Origin of the sequence: Phyllobacterium trifolii (assembly GCF_014192095.1) — a bacterium.
Lineage (GTDB): Bacteria > Pseudomonadota > Alphaproteobacteria > Rhizobiales > Rhizobiaceae > Phyllobacterium > Phyllobacterium trifolii.
In genome coordinates this window covers 321,570-343,713 of sequence record NZ_JACHXN010000002.1, presented here as the reverse complement: position 1 = coordinate 343,713, position 22,144 = coordinate 321,570, and the positions used below count along the sequence as shown (strand labels likewise).

At 57.9% G+C, this 22,144-nt stretch carries 16 protein-coding genes and 1 pseudogene; 14 read left to right on the top strand and 3 right to left on the bottom strand.

The features are described 5' to 3' along the window. Positions 1-272 precede the first annotated feature (272 nt). A complete protein-coding gene (locus FHS21_RS04595) occupies positions 273-437 on the top strand; it encodes a hypothetical protein (RefSeq protein WP_183661039.1) in 165 nt (54 codons plus the stop codon). A 170-nt stretch (positions 438-607) separates the two neighbouring features. On the opposite strand, the gene FHS21_RS04590 is transcribed toward FHS21_RS04595, so the two are convergent. Then, complete coding sequence (locus tag FHS21_RS04590; RefSeq protein WP_183661036.1) at positions 608-1,084, bottom strand: hypothetical protein; 477 nt, start codon at positions 1,082-1,084, stop codon at positions 608-610. A gap of 807 nt (positions 1,085-1,891) precedes the next feature. Between FHS21_RS04590 and FHS21_RS30550 the strand changes: the two are divergent. The 10 genes and pseudogenes from FHS21_RS30550 to FHS21_RS04540 form a co-directional block, all read left to right on the top strand. Further along, positions 1,892-2,164: pseudogene (locus tag FHS21_RS30550) on the top strand (Rdx family protein); the annotation flags it as partial. Positions 2,165-2,340: 176 nt separating this feature from the next. Then, a complete protein-coding gene (locus FHS21_RS04580; RefSeq protein ID WP_112525594.1) occupies positions 2,341-3,294 on the top strand; it encodes a sugar-binding transcriptional regulator in 954 nt (317 codons plus the stop codon). Between the two features lie 111 nt (positions 3,295-3,405). Then, positions 3,406-4,716: an ABC transporter substrate-binding protein gene (locus FHS21_RS04575; protein WP_112525592.1), complete on the top strand. Its 1,311-nt coding sequence runs from the start codon at positions 3,406-3,408 to the stop codon at positions 4,714-4,716. A 106-nt stretch (positions 4,717-4,822) separates the two neighbouring features. After that, the gene (locus FHS21_RS04570; RefSeq protein ID WP_112525590.1) at positions 4,823-5,695 is read left to right on the top strand and encodes a carbohydrate ABC transporter permease; all 873 of its coding nucleotides are present in this window, start codon (positions 4,823-4,825) and stop codon (positions 5,693-5,695) included. Between the two features lie 4 nt (positions 5,696-5,699). Further along, positions 5,700-6,530: a carbohydrate ABC transporter permease gene (locus FHS21_RS04565; protein WP_112525588.1), complete on the top strand. Its 831-nt coding sequence runs from the start codon at positions 5,700-5,702 to the stop codon at positions 6,528-6,530. 12 nt (positions 6,531-6,542) lie between these two features. After that, positions 6,543-7,541 (top strand): ABC transporter ATP-binding protein, encoded by a 999-nt coding sequence (locus FHS21_RS04560; protein WP_112525586.1) that lies wholly within the window; start codon positions 6,543-6,545, stop codon positions 7,539-7,541. A 76-nt stretch (positions 7,542-7,617) separates the two neighbouring features. Then, positions 7,618-8,394 carry an L-iditol 2-dehydrogenase gene (locus tag FHS21_RS04555; protein WP_112525584.1) on the top strand — a complete coding sequence of 259 codons (777 nt, stop codon included), beginning with the start codon at positions 7,618-7,620 and terminating at the stop codon, positions 8,392-8,394. Between the two features lie 56 nt (positions 8,395-8,450). After that, complete coding sequence (locus FHS21_RS04550; protein WP_112551368.1) at positions 8,451-9,929, top strand: mannitol dehydrogenase family protein; 1,479 nt, start codon at positions 8,451-8,453, stop codon at positions 9,927-9,929. After that, on the top strand, positions 9,926-10,612 hold the full coding sequence (locus FHS21_RS04545) for an HAD family hydrolase (protein WP_112525580.1): 687 nt from the start codon (positions 9,926-9,928) through the stop codon (positions 10,610-10,612). The genes FHS21_RS04550 and FHS21_RS04545 overlap by 4 nt, the downstream gene beginning before the upstream one ends. A 263-nt stretch (positions 10,613-10,875) precedes the next feature. After that, the gene (locus FHS21_RS04540) at positions 10,876-12,468 is read left to right on the top strand and encodes an FGGY-family carbohydrate kinase (protein ID WP_183661146.1); all 1,593 of its coding nucleotides are present in this window, start codon (positions 10,876-10,878) and stop codon (positions 12,466-12,468) included. A gap of 179 nt (positions 12,469-12,647) precedes the next feature. Here FHS21_RS04540 and polA read toward each other — a convergent pair whose 3' ends face one another. Beyond that, entirely contained in the window at positions 12,648-15,602 is a 2,955-nt protein-coding gene (gene polA, locus FHS21_RS04535) for a DNA polymerase I (RefSeq protein WP_112525578.1), read from the bottom strand. 417 nt (positions 15,603-16,019) lie between these two features. On the opposite strand from polA, the gene FHS21_RS04530 reads away from it, so the two are divergent. Both FHS21_RS04530 and FHS21_RS04525 read left to right on the top strand, forming a co-directional pair. Next, positions 16,020-17,420 carry a M20/M25/M40 family metallo-hydrolase gene (locus FHS21_RS04530; RefSeq protein WP_112525575.1) on the top strand — a complete coding sequence of 467 codons (1,401 nt, stop codon included), beginning with the start codon at positions 16,020-16,022 and terminating at the stop codon, positions 17,418-17,420. A 56-nt stretch (positions 17,421-17,476) separates the two neighbouring features. Further along, positions 17,477-18,094 (top strand): ribonuclease D, encoded by a 618-nt coding sequence (locus FHS21_RS04525; RefSeq protein WP_112525573.1) that lies wholly within the window; start codon positions 17,477-17,479, stop codon positions 18,092-18,094. Here FHS21_RS04525 and FHS21_RS04520 read toward each other — a convergent pair whose 3' ends face one another. Beyond that, positions 18,095-19,210, bottom strand: a complete 1,116-nt coding sequence (locus tag FHS21_RS04520; protein WP_112525571.1) for an acyltransferase family protein — start codon at positions 19,208-19,210, stop codon at positions 18,095-18,097. A gap of 645 nt (positions 19,211-19,855) precedes the next feature. Between FHS21_RS04520 and FHS21_RS04515 the strand changes: the two genes are divergently transcribed. Then, the gene (locus FHS21_RS04515; protein ID WP_112525567.1) at positions 19,856-22,045 is read left to right on the top strand and encodes a transglycosylase domain-containing protein; all 2,190 of its coding nucleotides are present in this window, start codon (positions 19,856-19,858) and stop codon (positions 22,043-22,045) included. Positions 22,046-22,144 lie beyond the last annotated feature (99 nt).

Sequence of the window (22,144 nt, the reverse complement as noted above, 5' to 3'; positions counted from 1 at the left end):
ATGGGCCATCCAAACTTGAGTTGAACTCGGACTACCGAGCTTCGTGTTGGCTTGGCGTGCTTCTAGGAAAAAGTACAAACAGTATGGTTTGGACGATTTCGAAAATCCGCAATATTACTCCTTGGTTTCCGAAACTGGGGGGAGCAACAATTTGTATGACGTATAGTTTCGATTCTCTCCCAACATACCTCCCATGCGTATATTGCACTGCACAATATCTGCACCTGCGCCTATCCTGTGTCAGTTGAACCAGACCCACCAGGAAACAGGCCATGAGCTTTCTGATTGATTTCGCCACGCGCAGCCACCGCCAAAATGACAGTGCCTATCGCGAGGCGCTTGCCATGCTGCAGGGCATGAGCGCGCGGGATCGTGCGGATATCGGCATCAAGCAGGCGGATTTCGCCCGCATTGCGCGCGAGATGTCGCGCCGCTGATTTTTGCGTGGTTCGACAAGCTCACCATGAGGGAAGTGGGTTGATTGCAGGGAGTGAGGTTCTGCAACGCTGGTGACTATCGATGCAGCCCACCCACTTCCCTCATGGTGAGCCTGTCGAACCACGCATAGCGCCACTGCAATGTGATTGTCCACTGCATCTCCTGCAAGCTACGCCCTCGTAAACTCCATCACCCAGTTGGTTTCCCAGGTTTCGCCGCCATCCTTCGAAAACGCCTGCGCCCAGAGCGGTGCTTCGGGCGAGGGGGTCCACAGGAAGCGTACGCGCACCGGCACGCCATCATCCATATCTTCGCCGTAGAAAACGCCCTTGCCATTGTCGAAATGGCCGATCACCGGCGGAAACAGCACATTCGAGCGGCTGTCGGCCCAATGCAGCGACCATGAGCCGTCGCGCGGGTTGAACAGGCGCAGCGTCATCCCGGTGAAGCCCTGCGAGGGCATGTGCATCTCTTCGAAATTCCCCGTGCCTTCGAGAATCTTGCGCACGCTCGACGTGGCGGGGAAGATCTCCCAGTCGTCGGAGCCGGCAAAACGTTCCTTCAGGCGCAGATTGCGGATGTTCCAGTCGCCGATGAAAAAATCAAAATCCGCCGCGCTGCCAAGGGTGTCGATCGCTCCGTCCATGATACCGTCCTCCCGTTATTTCATCCCGTTTCGTGGATAGATATAACGCAGGGCTACTGACAACCTACTGTCAGGAGGATGTCAGGAAGTGGGGGATTTTTTGGGTGCGTTGATTTGCCGGATGGCATCGCTGCTGTGCGTGGTTCGACAAGCTCACCATGAGGGAGATGGGTGGGCTGCACGATAAGCGGAGGCGTCGCGACAGGCATCAGCTTTGCTTTTCCTGGCTCCCTGCAATCAACCCACTTCCCTCATGGTGAGCTTGTCGAACCACGCACAGCAGCATTGCCATCAAGACAATCAGCAGCCTCGGACAAAAACAATCCTGGCCATTTATCCACGCCTCCAAAACCTGAGTTATCCTATTCCCGTCCTTTCCATGGGGAGCTGCTTCCGGAGCCGTTCGAAAGTGGGGAAGGACGGCGTATCAGCGGGCGGGCAACGGACCCAAGCGCTGGCCGACCTGTTCGTCTTCGGGGGTCAATCTGCGCATTTTAGGCAGATATTGCCTCCATTGTTGACGCCAACGCCAATCGTGCGGACACTGCACCGACGGCGACGATGGGCCCGGACTCCAGGCGTTCATCCACTCGCCCCGCGGAACAAGCAGAAGCTGGCCGGCAGGGAGACAACGTCAGCGGGCGGTCTTCGGATCGCACACCTTATCTACAAAGACGCGCTTCGACGACCGCCCGTCTTCCCAGCATGCAAGCAATGGCCAGACTCAGGATGAGGGCGTGGCAAGGGGAAAACCTGGCCTCTACGAAGCAGCTTACATACCGATGAGGAAATGATAATAGACAGAACATGACAACAAAACCGCGCATCACCATCACCTATTGCACCCAATGCAGCTGGATGCTGCGCGCCGCCTGGATGGGGCAGGAACTGCTGTCCACCTTCGGCGCCGATCTTGGCGAGGTGGCGCTCATTCCCGGCACCGGCGGCATCTTCGAGATCCATGTGAACGGCGATCTCATCTGGGAGCGCAAACGCGATGGCGGCTTTCCCGAGGCGAAGGTCTTGAAGCAGAAGGTGCGCGATATCGTCTGGCCCGAACGCGATCTCGGCCACTCTGACGGGCATAAGGCTAAAGGTGCGTCCTTCGACAAGCTCAGGATGAGGGAGGAGGGGAGCTCAGGAACGAGGGAGCAGGAGCCTGCCATCGACAAAGTGGAGCCCTCCAAGGTCCCTCATGGTGAGCCTGTCGAACCACGCATGGCGGGAATCCCAGCTTCACCAGACGGGGCAAATAAGTGAGTAAGCCCGACCTGACCACAACGAGATTGGACGATGCGGCGCGCGCTGGCTGGCTCTATTATGTTGCCGGCAACACGCAGGATGAGATTGCCGCCAAGCTCGGCATTTCGCGCCAGTCGGCGCAGCGCATGGTATCGCTCGCCGTGTCGGAAGGGCTGGTCAAGGTCCGGCTCGACCACCCGATTGCCCGTTGCCTCGATCTCGCCGAGCAACTGAAGCAGCGCTTCGGCCTGAAGATGGCGGAAGTGGTGCCGACCGATCCGGGCTCGACCTCGACGACCCTCGGCGTTGCCGATGCGGCGGCGGCCGAGATGACGCGCTGGCTGAAGTCGGAAACGCCGATCGTTCTCGGCATCGGCACGGGCCGCACGCTGAAGGCGGCGATCGAGCTGCTGTCGCCGATCGAATGTCCGCAGCACAAAGTGGTGTCGCTGACCGGCAATATCGCCCCGGATGGTTCGGCGGCTTTCTACAACGTTATTTTCAACATTGCCGACAAGATCAAGGCGCGCTCCTTCCCGATGCCGCTGCCTGTCATCGCCTCTTCGCCGGAGGAGCGCGAGCTCCTGCACAGCCAGGCGATGATCCGCCCGGTGCTGGAATTGTCGGCGCAGGCGACTGTCGCCTTTGTCGGCATCGGCGACCTCGAGGACGATGCGCCGCTCTTCATCGATGGCTTCATCTCGCGCCAGGAACTTCTGGCGCTCAGGCAGGCCGGCGCGGTCTGCGAAATCGTCGGGCGCGCCTTCGACCGCAACGGTGTGCCGATCAAGGGCCTGACCAATGATCGCGTCGCCAGTGCGCATATTCCGTCGCGCGACACTGCCATGGTCATCGCCATTGCCAAGGGGCCGAAAAAGCTGCCAGGCATCGAGGCGGCGCTGAAAGGCAGCCTTATCAATGGCTTGATCACCGACGAAGCGACGGCGGAAGCCTTGCTCGCCAGCTGACTTTTTTCATTTGCTGCAGCGCAACGACGAATTGCCCTTGACTTGTTTTGCCATTATGTGAGTATTTGCCCATACCACAAGCAATTGCTCATAACATTCGGGAGGAATGAAATGTTATCAAGAACGCTTCTGCTCGGCGCGGCGTCGGTACTCGCCATGTCGAGTTTTGCGCATGCGGAAACACTGACCATCGCCACGGTCAACAATGGCGACATGGTCCGCATGCAGAAATTGACTGAAGATTTCACCAAGAAAAATCCGGACATCCAGCTTGAGTGGGTGACGCTCGAAGAAAACGTGTTGCGTCAGCGCGTCACCACCGACATTGCCACCAAGGGTGGCCAGTACGACGTCATGACCATCGGCACCTATGAAGTGCCGATCTGGGCCAAGCAGGGCTGGCTCCTGCCGCTCGACGGCCTTGGCGCCGACTATGACAAGGCCGACCTTTTGCCGGCTATTGACGCTGCCGTCTCTGTTGACGGCAAGCTCTACGCCTCGCCATTCTACGGCGAAAGCGCAATGGTCATGTACCGCACGGACCTGGCCGAAAAGGCCGGTGTCAAGATTTCGGAAAAGCCGACCTGGGACGAGATCGCCGACGCGGCGAAGAAGATGACCGACAAGTCGACCGAGACCTATGGCATCTGCCTGCGCGGCAAGGCTGGCTGGGGCGAGAACATGGCGCTCCTGACCGCGATGTCGAATTCGTTTGGCGGGCGCTGGTTTGATGAAAAGTGGCAGCCGCAGTTCGACCAGCCTGAATGGAAGAAGGCGCTGACCTTCTACGTCGACCTGATGAAGGAAGCCGGCCCTCCCGGAGCTTCGTCCAATGGCTTCAATGAAAATCTCGCGCTGTTCCAGACCGGCAAATGCGGCATCTGGATCGATGCGACGGTGGCTGCGTCCTTCGTGACCAACCCGAAGGACTCCAAGGTTGCCGACAAGGTGGGCTATGCGCTGTTCCCGACGGGCGGCTTCGAAAACCATGGCAACTGGTTATGGGCCTGGAACCTCGGTATTCCTGCAGGCACGAAGAAGGCGGAAGCTGCGCAGAAGTTCGTCTCCTGGGCGACCGACAAGGCCTATACGGAGCTTGTCGCAAGCAAGGAAGGCTGGGCCAACGTTCCTCCTGGCACACGCAAGTCGCTTTATGCCAATCCTGAATACGAGAAGGCAGCTCCCTTCGCCAAGATTACGCTCGACGCGATGAATGCGGCCAATACCACCAAGCCGACCGTCAAGCCGGTGCCTTATACCGGTGGCCAGTTTGTCGCCATTCCCGAGTTCCAGGGTATCGGCACAGCCGTGGGGCAGCAGTTTTCGGCGGCGCTTGCCGGTTCGATGAAGGTTGATCAGGCTTTGCAGAGTGCGCAAGCGCTCACGACTCGCGAGATGACCAAGGGCGGCTACATCAAGTAGACTCCTCTCAGGCATCCGGACGGTTTCCTGACGCGAATGTCAGGATCCGCCCGGGCCTCCTTCTGCATTCTCGCTTTTTGATGATTGCTGTATTGGAACCCTGACCATGGCTACGCTTCAGACACGTGCAACCGCCCGTCTCATGATGTCGCCCGCCGTCATCCTTCTGTTTTTGTGGATGATCGTGCCGCTTGTCATGACGCTGTATTTTTCGTTCCTGCGCTACAATCTTTTGATGCCTGGAACCGAGGAATTTATTGGCTTTCTCAATTATCAGTACTTTCTCACTGACCCGGCATTTTTCACCGCGCTCGGCAACACGCTCATGCTGGTCGGCGGCACCCTGCTGATAACAGTCATTGGCGGCGTCCTGCTGGCGTTGGTACTTGACCAGCCATTCTGGGGTCAGGGCATCGTCAGGCTTCTGGTCATCGCGCCGTTCTTCGTCATGCCGACTGTTTCGGCGCTGGTGTGGAAGAATATGCTGATGCATCCCGTAAACGGCCTCTTCGCGTGGATCGCACGCTCCTTCGGGTTCCAGCCCATCGACTGGTTCGCCCAGCTCCCGCTGTTTTCGATCATTCTCATCGTCGCCTGGCAATGGTTGCCTTTCGCCACGCTGATCCTGCTGACCGCTTTGCAATCGCTTGACGGCGAACAGATAGAGGCGGCGGAAATGGATGGTGCCGGGGCGCTCTCCCGGTTTTTCTACCTGGTCTTGCCGCACATGTCGCGTGCCATCACCGTGGTTATCCTCATCCAGACCATCTTCTTGCTCAGCGTCTTCGCCGAAATTCTGGTGACGACCAATGGCGGTCCGGGACTTCAGACGACGAACATCACCTATCTGATTTATGCGCAGGCGCTCCTGCAGTTCGACGTCGGTGGCGCTTCGGCCGGCGGTATTGTCGCGGTGATCCTCGCCAACATCGTCGCTTTCTTCCTCATTCGCCTCATCGGCAAGAACCTGGAGAGGTAGAATCATGGCCCGCTCAGTCACAACACAGCGGAAGCTGACATTCACCATCCTCGGTTGGGCTATCGGTCTGCTGATCTTCTTTCCGATCCTGTGGACATTCCTGACCAGTTTCAAGACGGAAGGAACGGCGGTCGCAACGCCGCCGCAGTTCCTGTTCTTCGACTGGACCCTTGAAAACTACCACGAGGTGCAAAGCCGATCCGACTATATGAAGCACGTCACGAATTCGGTGGTGATTTCCGTCGGTTCGACACTTATCGGTCTGGCTCTCGCCATTCCTGCGGCATGGGCGATGGCGTTCTCGCCAACCAAGCGCACCAAGGACGTGTTGATGTGGATGCTGTCCACCAAGATGATGCCGCCGGTCGGCGTTCTGGTTCCGCTCTACCTGATTTTCCGCGATTGGGGGCTTCTGGACACGCGTCTTGGCCTTGTAGCAGTCCTGACCATGATCAACCTGCCGATCATTGTTTGGATGCTTTACACGTACTTCAAGGAAATTCCGGGTGAAATCCTCGAAGCGGCGCGCATGGACGGCGCATCGCTGATGAAGGAGATCGTCTATGTGCTGACGCCGATGGCCGTGCCTGGGATCGCGTCGACCATGCTGCTCAACATCATTCTTGCATGGAACGAGGCGTTCTGGACGCTGAACCTGACAGCCGCGAATGCCGCACCTCTCACCGCCTTCATTGCGTCCTATTCCAGTCCCGAGGGCCTGTTCTGGGCCAAATTGTCGGCTGCATCCACCATGGCGATTGCGCCGATCCTGATCATGGGATGGTTTTCGCAAAAGCAGCTGGTACGGGGTCTGACCTTCGGCGCTGTGAAATAAGGGGGAAATATTATGGGAAGCATTACACTCGAAAAAGTATCGAAATCATTTGGAACCACAGCTGTGATTCCGGAAATCGACCTTGAAATCGTTGACGGCGAATTCGTTGTCTTCGTCGGTCCCTCGGGCTGTGGCAAGTCCACACTCTTGCGGATGATCGCGGGACTTGAGGATTTGAGCGGTGGCCGTATCATCATCGATGGCAAGGATATGTCGAGCGAGGCGCCCGCCAAGCGCGGCCTCTCCATGGTATTCCAGTCCTATGCGCTTTATCCACACATGAGCGTCTACGGCAACATCGCGTTTCCCCTGAAGATGGATGGCCAGGACAAGGCTGCGATCGACAAGAAGGTGAAGGATGCGGCGCATATCCTCAATCTCACCAACTATCTCGATCGCCGGCCCGGACAACTATCCGGCGGTCAGCGCCAGCGTGTCGCAATCGGTCGTGCAATCGTGCGCCAACCCAAGGCGTTTCTCTTCGACGAGCCGCTATCCAATCTTGATGCGGCACTTCGCGGCAACATGCGGCTGGAGATAAGCGATCTGCATCACCAGCTGAAAACGACGATGATTTACGTCACCCACGATCAGGTGGAGGCGATGACGATGGCCGACAAGATCGTCGTACTGAATGCCGGACGCATCGAGCAGGTCGGATCGCCGCTTGACCTCTACCGCAGCCCGAGGAACGTTTTCGTTGCCGGGTTCATCGGCTCGCCGCGCATGAACCTTATCGAGGGACAGGAAGCTGCCAAGCACAATGCGGTCACACTCGGCGTGCGGCCGGAACATGTCCGTATCTCGAAGACCGAGGGCGCCTGGAAAGGCACTGTGGGAGTGACGGAACACCTCGGCTCCGACACCTTCATCCACGTACAGGTCGACGGCGTAGGCAAGATCACCGTGCGGACCGATGGCGATTTCAGCACCGATTTCGGCCAGCAGGTGTTTCTCACTCCGGAACCAGCGCGGCTGCATCGCTTTGATGCGAACGGCCAGGCAATCTGAACAATTCCAGGAAAAGTGGGAACCGGTTTTCCGTCCGGGAATTGCGAAATAAAACAGAGATAATGAGTACAATGAAATGAACAGACTGGCAGGAAAGACGGCATTTATCACCGGGTCGGCGCGGGGCATCGGGCGTTCGTTCGCTGAGGCCTACATACGTGAAGGCGCCGCCAATGTGGTCATCGCCGACATCAATCTGGAACGTGCGCAGGAGACTGCCAGGGAACTTGGCAGCCAGGCGTACGCAGTTCGGCTTGATGTTACAGATCAGGCCTCGATCGATGCCGCGGTCAAGGAAACGGTCGACAAGTTTGGCGGCATCGACGTGCTGATCAACAATGCCGCTTTGTTCGACCTGGCGCCCATCGTCGAAATCACCCGCGAGAGTTACGACAAGCTGTTCGCGGTCAATTTCTCCGGCACGCTGTTCACACTGCAGGCTGTCGCCAAGGCGATGATTGCGCGCGGCAAGGGCGGCAAGATCATCAACATGGCCAGTCAGGCAGGGCGTCGCGGCGAACCACTCGTGGCGATTTACTGCGCCACCAAAGCTGCGGTGATCAGCCTGACCCAGTCCGCCGGGCTGAATCTCATTGAACACCGTATCAATGTGAACGCCATTGCCCCCGGCGTGGTCGACGGCGAGCACTGGGAAGGCGTCGATGCTCTCTTTGCAAAGTATGAAAACAGGCCGCGCGGCGAGAAGAAACGCCTCGTCGGTGAAGCAGTGCCCTACGGCCGCATGGGCACCGCCGAAGATCTGACTGGCATGGCGATTTTCCTCGCAAGCAGCGAGAGCGATTACATCGTCGCGCAGACCTACAATGTCGACGGCGGCAATTGGATGAGCTGACGTTTCCGCAGCGCTGACGGTGCATGCAACCTATAAAAATAGAAGGGTTAGGCCCGATGACTGTAAAACTCTCGAAAGCGGCGCTGCAGAACCTACCGGAGAAGGTCGGCGTTCCCGGCTATAGCCAGTCCGACCTGAAGGCCGGGATCATTCACTTCGGCATCGGCAATTTCCACCGTGCACATCAGGCCGTCTATCTCGATGCGTTGTTCAACGCCGGGACAGATCATGAATGGGGTCTTGTCGGTGCAGGTGTGCTTGCCTCCGATGAGGTCATGCGGCAGAAGCTGAAGGAGCAGGATTGGCTGACCACGGTCGTCGAACAGGACAGTGGGCACCGGGTCGCGCATGTCACGTCGTCGATGATCGATTATCTGCAGCCCGGCGACAGTGCAAACACCATCGCACGACTTGCGGATCCCGAAATCCGCATCGTTTCGATGACCATCACCGAGGGCGGCTATTTCATCGATCCGGCTTCCGGTGTTTTCAACCCGCAGCATCCTGCAATCGTGGCCGATGCCGCCGACATCGCAAATCCGAAAACCGTGTTTGGCCTGATCCTTGCCGGGCTCATTCGCCGCCGCAATGAAGGCACCGCACCGTTCACCGTCATGTCCTGCGATAATATTCCGGGCAATGGCCATGTAACCAGCGATGCGGTCAGCGGATTGGCCGCGCTAGTCGATACAAATCTGGCCGAATGGATCAGGCAAAACGTTGCATTTCCCAACAGCATGGTCGATCGCATCACCCCTGCGACCACCGATCGCGAGCACAACCTCTTGGCGACGGATTTCGGCATAGACGATAATTGGCCGGTTTTCTGCGAGCCATTCAAGCAATGGGTTCTGGAGGATCATTTCCCTACCGGGCGGCCGGCGCTTGAAAAAGTTGGCGTTACCTTCGTCAGGGATGTCGCACCTTATGAGCTGATGAAAATCCGCATTCTCAATGGCGGTCATGCGGCGATTGCCTATCCCGCAGCTTTGATGGATATTCATTTTGTCCACGAGGCCATGGAAGAGCCATTGATTCGCGAATTTTTGACCAAACTTGAGCGGGAGGAGATCATTCCGGTCCTGCCGCCCGTACCCGATATGCCGTTCGAGGATTATTTCGACCTCATCGTACGGCGTTTCTCCAATCCGAAGATCGGCGACACGATCCAGCGCCTCTGCCAGGACGGATCCAATCGCCAGCCGAAGTTTATTCTGCCGACGACTGCCGACCGGCTGAAAGCCGGCAAGAGCGTAACCGGCCTCTCGCTGGTTTCGGCGCTTTGGTGCCGCTTCTGCGCAGGGACGACCGACACAGGCAAGCCGACGAACTATCTTGATGCCAGCGCTGAACGCTTGAAAGTTGAAGCCTTGAAAGCCAAGGACGATCCGAAGGCATTCCTCGCGATGACCGATATTTTCGGAGAGGTCGGCACATCGCCGATTTTCACCGAATCGTTCTCGCGCATCCTCCGGACGCTCTGGGACAAGGGTGCTCGCGAGACCCTCAGGCTCTACCTGGATGACAAGCTTTGACGACAGCGAAACCAGATCTGGTCATATTCGACTGCGACGGCGTTCTCGTCGACAGCGAACCGATTTCCATCGCTGTCCTCCTTGAGATGATTGCCAAGAACGGCACTGTCATGTCGGAGGATGACGCCTATGATCGCTTCCTCGGGCGCAGCATGACGACGATCAGCAAGGTCCTGCATGAAGATTACGGTTTCGCCGCAAGCGAGGCGGATCTCGATGAAATGCGGGCCAATCTGTTCGCCCGCTTCGAACTCGATCTGAAGCCGATACCGGGTATAGCGGAGACTCTGCGCAAACTTGATGTGCCGCGGTGCGTGGCATCATCGAGTCAGCCCGATCGCATTCGCCTGTCGTTGAAATTGACAGGATTGCTCGATCTTCTGGATCCGCATATTTTCAGTGCCACCATGGTAAAACACGGCAAACCCGCACCGGATCTTTTTCTGCTGGCAGCGAAGACGATGATGGTCGAGCCGAAGGACTGCCTTGTGATCGAGGATAGCCCGGCCGGAATCGAAGCGGCCAAGAGCGCCGGCATGCGGGTCTTTGCTTTCACAGGCGGCACGCATTCGCGCGGCGGGCGGCTTGAGGCTGCACTTGCGTCCCGTCATCCAGACCGTATATTCAGCGACATGTTGGAGTTGCCGGGCTTGCTCACGCAGGCCACACCGAAAGTTCGTTGATGCTTAGAGCCTCTTGCGACAATATTGACGCGTTCTGCCGGAGGGAATTTGTGGACAAGGTCGAGGGGTTTGGCGAGGCCGATGTGTGTGCATCGGACGACGCCGAAGCCCGAAGGATTTGGCCCGAATTCACCCGGCCCTTCGGGTTTCCGGCTGGCGGCCAACCACTTTGTCAGGCGTCGTCGTCCGATGTACACACATCGGCCTCGCCACCTTCCGCGTGGATTGTCTCGCCATCCGAGAAACAGAACAGCGCCAATATTATCGCAAGAGGCTCTCAATTTGTCTGTGCTGTAGATGTCGGGACAGGTAGCGCGCGTGCGGGCATTCTGGATGCCAGTGGAAAACTCCTTGGTCGTGTCGAACATCCAATCCTGATGAACCAGCCGCTTGCCGGTCATGCGGAGCATGATTCGGAAGACATATGGAAATCCGTGTGTATCGCTGTACAGGGCGCCGTTGCTGCGTCCAAGGTCGATCCCTCTCATGTCGTTGGCATTAGTTTTGATGCCACCTGTTCCCTCGTCGTTCGAGATGAAGAGGGCAGTCCGCTGACTGTCTCGACGTCCGGCGAGAAACGCTGGGATACAATCGTCTGGCTCGATCACCGCGCGCTGGATGAAGCGGATGAATGCACGGCGACCGGCCACAAAGTGCTGAGCTATCTCGGCGGCGTCATGTCGCCGGAAATGCAGACACCGAAGCTGATGTGGCTGAAGCGGCATTTGCCGGAGACATGGAACAAAGCCGGCTATTTCTTCGACCTTGCCGATTATTTGAGCTGGAGAGCATCAGGTTCGCTGGCCCGTTCGCAATGCACGTTGACCTGCAAATGGACTTACCTTGCGCATGAGCTGGAAGGCTGGCAGCCGGACTACCTTGAAACCATTGGCCTGGAGGATCTCGTCGAGCGCGGCAATCTGCCCGAGCGTGCCAGTCCTATGGGGGCAGATGTCGGGCGGTTGACGCCCGAAGCTGCCAAGGCTCTCGGACTGACCACTTCCTGCCATGTCGGAGCAGGGCTGATCGATGCCTATGCCGGCGCGCTCGGCGTGCTCGGCGGCTTTGCCGGCGATCTGTCGCAGATCGATCGCCACCTTGCGCTGATCGCTGGTACGTCGAGCTGCCTTATGGCCTTGTCGCCGGAGCCGATTTCCTTCAGCGGTGGCTGGGGGCCGTATTATGGCGTTGCTCTGCCGGATTGCTGGCTCAGCGAAGGCGGCCAGTCCGTGACCGGAGCGTTGCTGGACCATATCACCCGCTGGCATGGAGCCGTTGGTGATCCGAACGCTGCCGTACACAAGAAAATCACCGAGCGGATCATGGAACTGCGCGAAAGGGAAGGGCCGGATCTCGCCAGCCGCCTACATGTACTTCCGGATTTTCATGGCAACCGCTCACCGCTCGCTGATCCGCACGCGGTGGGTGTTATCAGCGGTCTCACACTGGATGCATCATTCGACAGCCTCTGCCGCCTCTACTGGCGTACTTGCGTCGGGATTGCACTGGGTGTCCGGCACATTCTCGATGCGCTCAACGACAAGGGCTATGCCATCGATACGATGCATGTGACGGGCGGTCATACCAAAAGTCCGCTGCTGATGGAGCTTTATGCCGATGCTACCGGCTGCACGGTGATCGCGTTGGCAGCCGAAGATGCTGTACTGCTCGGCACGGCCATGGTGGCTGCAACGGCGGCCGGCCTCTATCCCGACTTGCCTTCCGCCTGCATGGCCATGAAACAGGGTGGGCGGCCGCGCCAACCGGACCCGTCCGCGCGCAACCGTCTCGACAGGGATTACCGTATTTTTCTTGAGATGCATGCCCAGCGCAAAGTGCTGGACACGCTGCAGTAATTATTGAGGAAGGTTGCATTGCGATTGTACGTGGTTCGACAGGGCTCACCATGAGGGAGGTAGGAGTTTTGCAACGATAATCGCATTTTTTGCAATTCTTGGTATCCTTACTGCAAACAACCCACCTCCCTCATGGTGAGCCCCGTCGAACCACGCACAATAGACATGCAGCGCATGGATTAGTGTGCCTCATCCCAATTGTGAGCCGCGCGCGCATCGACATGCAGCGGCACTGACAGCGACACTGCAGGCATGGCGGCATTTTCCATCACATGACGAATGACCGGAATCGTCGCCTCGACCTCCTCGTCGGCAGTCTCGAAGATCAATTCGTCATGCACCTGCAGCAGCATGCGAGCCGAAAGCTTGGCTTCATTCAAGGCTGGTTCCATGCGCACCATCGCCCGGCGAATGATATCGGCTGCTGAGCCCTGGATCGGCGCATTGATCGCGGCACGCTCGTTGAATGCCCTGTGTGTCGGGTTGGACGAACGTATCTCCGGATAGTGCGCGCGCCGGCCGAAGATCGTCTCGACATAGCCATGCTGGCGGGCGAAGGCTTTCGTCGCTTCCATGTAATCCTTGATACCGGGGAAACGATCGAAATAGGTGCGGATATATTGGCCGGCTTCCTCGCGCGGAATAGACAGCTGATTGGCGAGACCGAATGCCGAAATGCCATAGATAATGCCGAAATTGATCGCCTTGGCGCGGCGTCGAACCTCAGAAGGCATATCCTTCACCGGCACGCCGAACATTTCGGAAGCAGTCATGGCGTGAATGTCGATGCCATCGGCAAAAGCCTGCGTCAGTTGCGGAATTTCGGCAACATGCGCCAGCACCCGCAATTCGATCTGGCTGTAGTCGGCGGAAATCAGCTTGTTGCCCGGCTCGGCAATAAAGGCGGTGCGGATCTTGCGGCCCTCGCTCGTGCGCACCGGAATGTTCTGCAAATTCGGCTCAGACGACGAGAGGCGGCCTGTAGAGGTCGCCGCCATGGCGTAGGAGGTATGCACGCGCTTGGTCCGGGGGTTGATATAGCCGGGCAGGGCGTCCGTATAGGTCGATTTGAGCTTCGTCAGCTGACGCCAGTCGACGATCTTGCGCGGCAACTCGTGACCCTCCGCAGCAAGATCTTCAAGGAGTTGGGCCGATGTGGACCACTGGCCGGTCTTCGTCTTGGAACCACCGGGCAGACCCATCTTGCCAAACAGGATATCGCCCATCTGCTTCGGCGATCCGATATTGATCTTCTCGCCAGCGAGCCGGTAAATGTCTTCCTCGATTGCTGCGGCGGATTGGGCGAGATCACCCGACAGGCGCGAAAGAATCTGGCGATCGACGGAAATCCCGCGCTCTTCCATGCGCGCGAGCACAGGTATAAGCGGCCGCTCCAGCCGCTCATACACTGACATCAACCCGTCAGCGACGAGACGAGGCTTTAGCAGACGCCAGAGCTGCAAGGTGACATCGGCGTCTTCCGCCGCATATTCCGTTGCGCGCTCGATGGAAACCTTGTCGAAGGTGACCGATGACTTGCCCGAGCCAATCAACTCCTTGTGGGCGAGTGGCTTGTGACCCAACCAGCGATCGCAAAGACTGTCCATGCTGTGACTGCCTTCACCGGCATCGAGCACATAGGAGATAAGCATCGTATCGTCGAGTGGATGAAGATCGATGCCATAGCGGTGCATCACCAGCCACTCATATTTCATGCTGTGCGCTATCTTGAGGACCGACGCGTCTTCGAGAAGCGGCTTCAACATGCGAAACACTTCGCGCTCGGGTATCTGGTGTTCGACCAGCCCGCCGCCGAGAAGATCGCCGTCGCCTGATACGTGATTGATCGGGATATAGGCGGCACGTCCCGGCCGCGTCGCCAGCGACAGTCCAACGACTTCGGTTTGCATAGGGTCTGCGGACGTGGTTTCCGTGTCGAAAGCGATGACACCCGATGCCATCGCTTCGTCAATCCAGACCTGCAATGCAGCGACGTCCCGAATGGTGGCGTAGGAGCTGCGATCGATCTTGGCAGCAAGCGCCTGGTCGGTGCGGGCCTTCACCAGGCCGGCGGGTGTCCCCTCAACATTGCCAAAAGCCGGTTTGGCGCCGTTCGGTGCTGCCGATGCAGCGGGTTTTGGCGGGTTGGGGAGATCGTCTCCGGATGCGATATCAAGGTCAGGTCCATGCGCCTCCGCAACAGCCTGAATGGGCACATTCGCCGGTTCGATCTCGCTGGCTTCGACGCCCGTTGCCTCTGCCGCACGGCGCGTCAGCGCATTGAACTCCATTGCCTTGAGAAAGGCGACGAGCTTGGGGCCGTTTTGAGGTTCGAGGCTAAAATCCTCGATGCCGACGTCGACCGGCGTATCTGTCTTCAAAGTTACCAATTGGCGGGAGATGCGAGCCTGTTCTGCATACTGGATAATGTTCTCGCGCCGTTTCTGCTGTTTGATCTCGCCGGCCCGTGCAAGCAGCGTATCGAGATCGCCGAATTCCTCCAGCAACTGCGCCGCCGTTTTCGGTCCGATGCCGGGAATTCCCGGCACGTTGTCGGTTGAATCGCCGGTCATCGCCTGCAGGTCGATCATCTTCTCAGGCGGTACGCCCCATTTCTCGATCACGTCGGGGATGCGGATCTGCTTGTCCTTCATACTATCGTACATCGTCACCATCGGCGTGACGAGCTGCATCAGATCCTTGTCTGAAGAGATGATGGTGACCTCCGCGCCGGCCGCTTCGGCCTGGCGGGCATAGGTGGCGATCAGATCGTCCGCCTCGTAGCCGTCCTTTTCGATGCAAGGCAGGTTGAAAGCCTTGGTTGCCTGGCGAATCAGGCCGAACTGCGGAATGAGATCTTCCGGCGGTGCCGAGCGGTTTGCCTTGTATTCCGGATAGATTTCCTTGCGGAATGTATGCGACGAATAATCGAAGATCACGGCAAAGTGTGTGGGCGTATCGCGGACGGACGTGTCGCGCGCTTCCCGCAGCAGCTTCCACAGCATGTTACAGAAACCCGACACAGCGCCGACCGGCAAACCGTCGGATTTGCGGGTCAGCGGAGGTAATGCGTGATAGGCTCTGAAGATATAACCGGAACCGTCGACGAGGAAGAGATGATCACCTTTTTTCATGGCGCCTACGATTAAATGATGATCGGGAAAAAGGGAATGCGGTGTCTTTCGGTTTCACGGAAACTACCCGTGGAAACATAATCATCCTGACATTTGCGCATCACACCTTTGTTACAAATATGTAATCTCTTGTGCCCTTGAATTGCCACGGTTTGCCCCCCAAATCCATACTTGTCGACGTTAGATCGATGTCCGGTTTATAAGGCTCGTCCCCCGCCTAACACCGGACTTGCGGCCAGCCTCATCCCCCTCTCCAGGGTTGACCGCAAAGTGAGTGTAGTGATCTGGTCGCCTGTGGTCCCCCCGCCACGGCGGCCATTTCTTTGGGCGATGGGACGCAGCAATTTTATGTGCCGCCGCATCCAAAATGCGCTAAGAAGAACTCCCTTCACGAATTCCAGCCTTTCAGGAAATAGCATGTCAGCTCTCGAACCTGTGTTGAATACGCTCGATAATAATTTGGATAAAAGCCTGGAGCGACTTTTCGATCTCCTGAAAATCAAGTCCATCTCGACCGATCCCACCTTCAAATCCGAATGCCGCAGGGCAGCCGAATGGCTGGCTACCGATCTGAAATCGATAGGGTTTGAAGCCAGCGTCCGCGACACGTCCGGCCATCCCATGGTCGTTGGCCATCATGAAGGTCCAGGCGCCGATGCGCCCCACGTACTGTTCTATGGTCACTACGACGTGCAGCCGGTAGATCCGCTCAATCTGTGGGATCACGATCCTTTCGAACCGGCGATCAAGGATGCCGGTAATGGCCGCAAGATCCTGACGGGTCGCGGCACATCCGATGACAAGGGCCAGCTGATGACGTTCGTCGAAGCTTGCCGCGCGTACAAGGAAGTGCACGGCAAGTTGCCGGTCAAGATCTCCATTCTCTTTGAGGGCGAAGAGGAATCGGGCTCGCCATCGCTGAAGCCGTTTCTCGACGCTCACCGGGACGAATTGAAGGCGGATTTTGCTCTCGTCTGCGACACGGGCATGTGGGACGGAGAGACACCGGCGATCTCGGTTGGTCTGCGTGGTCTTGTCGGCGAAGAAATCGTCATCAAGGCTGCCGATCGCGATCTTCATTCCGGCATGTTTGGTGGCGCTGCCGCCAACCCGATCCGCATCCTCACCAAAATTCTTGCCGATATTCACGACGAGAATGGCGCGGTGACCATTCCTGGCTTCTATGACGGGGTTGAGGAAACGCCGACGCAGATCCTGCAGATGTGGAAAGGGCTCGATGCCACGCCGGAGAATTTTCTGGGGCCAGTCGGCCTTTCGATACCATCCGGAGAGAAGGGTCGTTCGCTACTCGAACTGATCTGGGCTCGCCCGACAGCCGAATTCAATGGCATCACCGGCGGCTATACGGGACAGGGCTTCAAAACTGTGATCGCGGCTGAAGCCTCTGCCAAAGTGTCGTTCCGGCTTGTGCACAAGCAGGATCCGGCGAAAATCCGCGAAGCTTTTCGTGCCTTCGTCCGCGAACGTGTTCCCGCCGATTGCTCGGTCGAGTTCCATGAACACGGGGCATCGCCTGCAATCCAGCTTTCCTACGAATCGCCACTGCTCAGCAAGGCGAAGAATGCTTTGAGCGACGAGTGGCCGAAGCCTGCCGTGTTGATCGCCATGGGTGGATCGATTCCGATCGTCGGGGATTTCCAGCGTATGCTCGGCATGGAATCGCTGCTGGTCGGCTTCGGTTTGGAAGATGACCGCATCCACTCTCCGAATGAAAAATACGAGCTGACCTCGTTCCACAAGGGTCAGCGCTCCTGGGCGCGTATTCTCGACGCTTTGGCAACTCCAGGAAAAGTGTGAAGCGGTTTTACCAATCGGAATTGCGTAGACAAAAATAGAAGTGACAGGAAACGACGATGACCATCCGCTTTCACCGCAATGATCTGCCCGATCTCAAGCACTATCAGGTCGATGCTGTCGCCATCGACACCGAAACGCTCGGGCTCAATCCGCATCGCGACCGGCTTTGCGTCGTGCAGATATCGCCGGGCAATGGTTCGGCGGATGTGATCCAGATCGACAAGGGTCAGACAGCGGCGCCCAATCTCGTCAAATTGCTTGGTGATGACGCCATCACCAAGATTTTCCATTTCGGACGGTTTGATCTGGCGGTGCTTTTCCACGCTTTTGGTGTCATGCCGAAGCCGGTGTTCTGCACGAAGATCGCCTCGCGTCTGGTGCGGACATACACGGACCGCCATGGTCTGAAGGATCTCTGCAGCGAGCTTTTGGAAGTCAATCTGTCCAAGCAGCAGCAATCATCGGATTGGGGAGCCCCCGACCTGTCGCAGGCGCAGCTTGAATATGCCGCTTCAGATGTACTTTATCTGCACCGTTTGCGCACGATCCTGCAGCAGCGGCTCATTCGCGATGGGCGTTCGGAGGAAGCGGCAGCTTGCTTCGAGTTCCTGCCAACCCGTTCCAGGCTCGATCTGATGGGATGGGACGAGCAGGATATCTTCGCTCATAGCTAATTATTCAGCCGAGGCCAGCGCCCCTCTTGGAGCCGGAGCTCGATCGATATGGGCCCATTGCGGCCGCTTGAACAGAAACTGGCCGTAGCCGCTCCACTGGATCAGCCAATAGAGAACGACCGGACCAATGACGCCGCAGATCACGGTCAGAAGCGAGATCGTGCCGATATCGGTGACAATGCCGGTCTTCAGGAGAACGGTACGGGCCAGCGCCATCGGCAGGAAGAAGGCGAGATAGACGATGATCGAGTGCGCTCCGAGCCAGCGCAGAGGTTTCACGATTGCTTCCCACGACTGCGCCATGTGGGCGATCAGCGCGGAAACGGAAACGATGGCCAGCGCTCCGGCACCTCCAGCCGCAAGTGAGATCAGCGGCACGTTAGCCCATCCGCCAAGCCCGCCCGACGTATAGGCCTCCGCGGGTATCCAGGCGGCGAAAGCCTCGGATGCGGGCGTGAACACCAGCAAGCCATTGATCAATGCCCATACGCCAAGGATGAGGAGTGCCGTAACGGGCCGCTGCCGCAGCCATTCGGCCAGGCGGAATATCGCCGGCGCAAATGCATAGCCAGCGAAGAAATAAACGAAACGGCTGCAGAATTCATCGACCACCAGCCAGCCTGTATGGATCGGCAATGTTTCGAGCACGGCGGCGATTAGCAGGACGAGCCAGACATTGACGCCCTTGATAAGGCGCGTAACGACAAAGAAAACCGGCAAAAGATAGATGAACCACAACGTGCCGAATGGCTGGATGAAGGCCAGGAGATAGGCGGACAACGCGCCCCCTGTACCGCTCTCCGCCACGATGCCCGGCGCCTTGAACAGGAACTGGATGGTCAGCCAAAGCACGTAGAAATAGGCGAAGTGCACGATTTTGCGGTCGGCATAGCGCAGCCACGAGCGGTCGATCACAAGGCTGAGAAACAAACCGGAGATCATGAAGAAGTCCGGCATGCGGAAAGGCTGGGCAAAAGCAACGACAGGGTGCATCCAGCCGCGCGCACCGGCTTCGTTCTCAACGCCGAGCACCGAATGCATCATCACGACAAAGATGATGCAGATACCCTTGGCGATGTCGACCCAATCGACGCGCGCTTTTTCACCCGTGCTCATAACTTTTTGTACCCCAGAACCCGTTTCCCTTTGATACGCGAAAATTGAGAAGGGAAAGTAAAATTCGGGTGATAACAGGTCGAAATCGAAGAAACAAAAAAGCCGGGCAGAAGCCCGGCGAATTGTGAACGCTAAAGCGTCCAGAGGGGAACACGCAACGAGTGAAAATGGGAGGAGAACCACTCGTTACGCAAGGATTAAAGTAGAACCACCCGGGCAAGTTTTCAAGGGCCGCAAAATAATATTTTACGCGCGCGATAATTTTTATGCAAAATCCCCGAAATTATTGCATTTATTGGCTTGGAACGGAGAACTCCTGCAGGTCCTTGCAAACGCCATGTCCCCGAAGCTGACAGCCGCCGAGGCGATACTGCGCTTCCGCGTCAGGGTTGGGACTAAGCCTCTGGAACGCGCCACCGCCACAACCGCTCAAAATCGCCACCAAACCTGCTAAAACGACAAAACGCATAATGTACTCCGTGAGATTGCTCCGTCGACCCTAGCGCTGGTTGGCCGGTTTCTCAATCGCGATAGTCCTCGATCCAAATCGCGGATCGGGTCTTAACCGCACCTTAAATCGCCGCATTTACCCTGCAACGGGGCGCTTGCAACTATTCGGGCTCATCGGGGCGGGACTTCTCATCAATGGCATCACGCGACAAGGGCAGACAGCGCATTGAGCCGGGGTTCGGTACGGACCGCCGTTCGGGCGATGATTTGCGCGCAGATCCGGAGGACAGGCCTGTGGCAAAACGCAAGACGGCACGTAAACCGGCGAAATCGCAACGAAGCAGATCGCGTCGCGCCCGCAGCAGCGGCGGGGTTTTCGGTGCGCTGCGCCGTCTGGTCTACTGGTCATTCGTTCTGTGCATCTGGAGCGGTATAGCCTTGGCGGGCACCGTCATTTACTTTGCCGCGAAGATGCCGCAGACGACCACATGGGCCATTCCCGATCGTCCGCCCAACGTCAAGATCGTTTCGGTCGAGGGTGATCTGATCGCCAACCGCGGCGCTTCGGGCGGCGAGGCGATCAGTCTGCATGATATGTCGCCCTATCTGCCGGAAGCCGTTGTCGCCATCGAGGATCGCCGGTTCTATTCGCATTTCGGCGTCGATCCGATCGGCTTCACCCGTGCGATGGTTGCCAATGTCATGTCCGGCCGGCTTGTTCAGGGCGGCTCGACCATCACCCAGCAGCTGGCCAAGAACCTCTTCCTCACACCGGACCGCACCATCGAACGCAAGGTGCAGGAAGTCATGCTCGCCCTCTGGCTCGAGCAGAAATACACCAAGGACCAAATTCTCGAAATGTATCTGAACCGGGTCTATCTCGGCTCCGGTTCCTATGGCGTTGCCGCAGCCTCCCGGCGTTATTTCAACAAATCGGCCAAGGAAGTGACCTTGCCGGAAGCCGCATTGATTGCCGGGCTGTTGAAGGCACCATCGCGCCTGTCGCCTGCGCGTGATCCGAAAGCCGCGCGTGAACGGTCGCAGCTTGTGCTCGCGGCAATGCGCGAACAGGGCATGATCGGCGACAAGGAACTCAACTTCGCCATGAAACAGCCGGCAACCCGCGCCGCCTCCTATTGGAGCGGTTCGGAGCAATATGTCGCCGATCGTGTCATGGAAGACTTGCCGGATCTGATCGGCGATGTGCGTAGCGATGTGATCGTCGACACCACTGTCGATCTCGGGCTGCAAAAGCTCGGCGAGGCGTCGATCCGCGATCTGATCAGCAAAAATGGCGAGAAACTCAATGTCTCGCAGGGCGCCCTGGTTTCGGTGGATGGCACCGGTGCGGTGCGGGCGCTGGTCGGTGGTTACGATTATGCCAATAGCCAGTTCGATCGTGCCAGCGAGGCCAAGCGTCAACCAGGCTCGGCGTTCAAGCCGTTTGTCTATCTGTCCGCGCTCGAGCAAGGGTTCACACCCGAATCCGTACGCAACGATGCGCCCATTCGCATCGGCAACTGGACGCCCGGCAACTTCAACGGCAAATATTTCGGCAAAGTCACCCTGGCTGAAGCCCTGGCGCGCTCGCTGAATTCGGTTTCGGCGCAGCTCGTGATGGAAGTCGGCCCGACGACAGTCGTGTCGACAGCCCATCGCCTCGGCATCGAATCGAACCTTACGGCAAATGCTTCACTGGCACTTGGAACGTCGGAAGTCACGCTTCTGGAACTGACCGACTCTTTCGTGCCGTTTGCCAATGGCGGCTATAGGGCGCCGCCCTATATCATCCGCCGCGTGACGACCAATGAAGGCAAGGTCCTCTACCAGCACAAGAACACCGCTACAGACCGTGTCATCGATCCGCGCAACGTCGGTATGATGAATGCCATGCTGCGCCAGACAGTCGATACGGGCACGGCGACGAAAGCCAAATTCGGCTGGCCGGCAGCGGGCAAGACCGGCACCAGCCAGAACTTCCGCGATGCCTGGTTCATCGGCTATACAGCGAACCTGACGACCGGCGTCTGGTTCGGCAATGATGACGGCAAGCCGACGAAGAAGATCACCGGCGGCTCGCTGCCAGCCATCGCATGGAAAGACTTCATGGTCGCTGCACACAAGGGCGTGCCGGTGGCGCAGTTGCCGGGTGATTATCAGCTGCATCAGCAAGTCAATGACGGCAACGATATCTTGCCCTCTTCCGGGGTTGATCCAACCGTGCCGGCTGCCGAGGGCGTGCCTTCCGCGCAACTCGATCCGGTCGGCCCGGTTCCTCCTGCGGATCTCGGTGATCAAACCGGCTCAACCCGGCCCGTGCCTCCCGGCGAGGTTGGCCACAAGGGCCGCAAGACGACGCTGTTCGATCTGATCATGGGCAATTGATTTGGATTTATATGCGTAGCGCCAACGTCGCCCCCTTACCCTCCCCCTTGTGGGGAGGGACGGAGCGAAGCGACGGGGAGGGGTCTTTCTAATTATATG

Bases quoted from the DNA above. Each gene is read 5' to 3' on its own strand.
- FHS21_RS04595 (WP_183661039.1), top strand. From the start codon at position 273: ATGAGCTTTCTGATTGATTTCGCCACGCGCAGCCACCGCCAAAATGAC.
- FHS21_RS04590 (WP_183661036.1), bottom strand. From the start codon at position 1,084: ATGGACGGAGCGATCGACACCCTTGGCAGCGCGGCGGATTTTGATTTT.
- FHS21_RS04575 (WP_112525592.1), top strand. From the start codon at position 3,406: ATGTTATCAAGAACGCTTCTGCTCGGCGCGGCGTCGGTACTCGCCATG.
- FHS21_RS04570 (WP_112525590.1), top strand. From the start codon at position 4,823: ATGGCTACGCTTCAGACACGTGCAACCGCCCGTCTCATGATGTCGCCC.
- FHS21_RS04565 (WP_112525588.1), top strand. From the start codon at position 5,700: ATGGCCCGCTCAGTCACAACACAGCGGAAGCTGACATTCACCATCCTC.
- FHS21_RS04560 (WP_112525586.1), top strand. From the start codon at position 6,543: ATGGGAAGCATTACACTCGAAAAAGTATCGAAATCATTTGGAACCACA.
- FHS21_RS04555 (WP_112525584.1), top strand. From the start codon at position 7,618: ATGAACAGACTGGCAGGAAAGACGGCATTTATCACCGGGTCGGCGCGG.
- FHS21_RS04550 (WP_112551368.1), top strand. From the start codon at position 8,451: ATGACTGTAAAACTCTCGAAAGCGGCGCTGCAGAACCTACCGGAGAAG.
- polA (WP_112525578.1), bottom strand. From the start codon at position 15,602: ATGAAAAAAGGTGATCATCTCTTCCTCGTCGACGGTTCCGGTTATATC.
- FHS21_RS04530 (WP_112525575.1), top strand. From the start codon at position 16,020: ATGTCAGCTCTCGAACCTGTGTTGAATACGCTCGATAATAATTTGGAT.
- FHS21_RS04525 (WP_112525573.1), top strand. From the start codon at position 17,477: ATGACCATCCGCTTTCACCGCAATGATCTGCCCGATCTCAAGCACTAT.
- FHS21_RS04520 (WP_112525571.1), bottom strand. From the start codon at position 19,210: ATGAGCACGGGTGAAAAAGCGCGCGTCGATTGGGTCGACATCGCCAAG.
- FHS21_RS04515 (WP_112525567.1), top strand. From the start codon at position 19,856: ATGGCATCACGCGACAAGGGCAGACAGCGCATTGAGCCGGGGTTCGGT.